Source organism: Staphylococcus sp. EG-SA-2, assembly GCF_017152085.1.
The window spans coordinates 1-664 of record NZ_JACYHC010001170.1 but is presented as its reverse complement, the minus strand read 5'-3'; the positions used below and the strand labels follow the sequence as shown (position 1 = coordinate 664).

The window sequence follows — 664 nt, the reverse complement described above, 5'->3', positions numbered from 1 at the left end:
ACTCGCACAACAAGGTTTTATTTTTTCTAACGGTTTGAATGGTCCAAAAGCAAGATTAAAATTATTAGTTGCGTTAAGCAACAATTTAGATAAAGCTGAAATCAAATCATATTTTGAATTATAATGAATACGTAACATAAAAAGGTCTATGTACAATAATTAGTCATCAACCTCATTTGACATATCATGAATGTCAGTCGTTGTAAAACTAAGTTATTTAGTACATAGACCTTTATTTTTATGATTCTAACGGCGTTTGTTTCTTAGCTAGCATGTTTTGAGCAATAATGCCACCGTGGAATTTACCATTTTCAATAAAAATGGTATTCGCATCGTTCCCTGCAGCAATTACACCTGCAATATAGCAATTTTCGATATTTGTTTCGTATGTTTCTTTATTATACATAGGCGCTGTTCCAAATTCATTTGTATTAATTTGAATGCCTACAGATTTTAAAAATTCATAATCGGGATGATAACCAATCATCGCAAATACATAATCATTGTGTATTGTTTTACTTTCACCATTTACTTCACAAGTCACAGTATCTTCAGTTATTTGGGTAACATTAGCATTAAATTCCATGTCAATTTTTTCATGATTTACTAATGCTGTGAAATTTGGAAGTATCCACGGTTTAATTGAAGGCGAATAATCTCCACC

The 664-nt window shown here is 30.9% G+C and carries 2 pseudogenes; one reads left to right on the top strand and one right to left on the bottom strand.

Annotated elements, in window-relative coordinates:
* A pseudogene (locus IDG60_RS28060) lies at positions 1 to 124 on the top strand (asparaginase); the annotation flags it as partial.
* Positions 125 to 238: 114 nt separating this feature from the next.
* On the opposite strand, the pseudogene ypdA reads toward IDG60_RS28060, so the two are convergent.
* A pseudogene (ypdA, locus tag IDG60_RS28055) lies at positions 239 to 664 on the bottom strand (bacillithiol disulfide reductase YpdA); the annotation flags it as partial.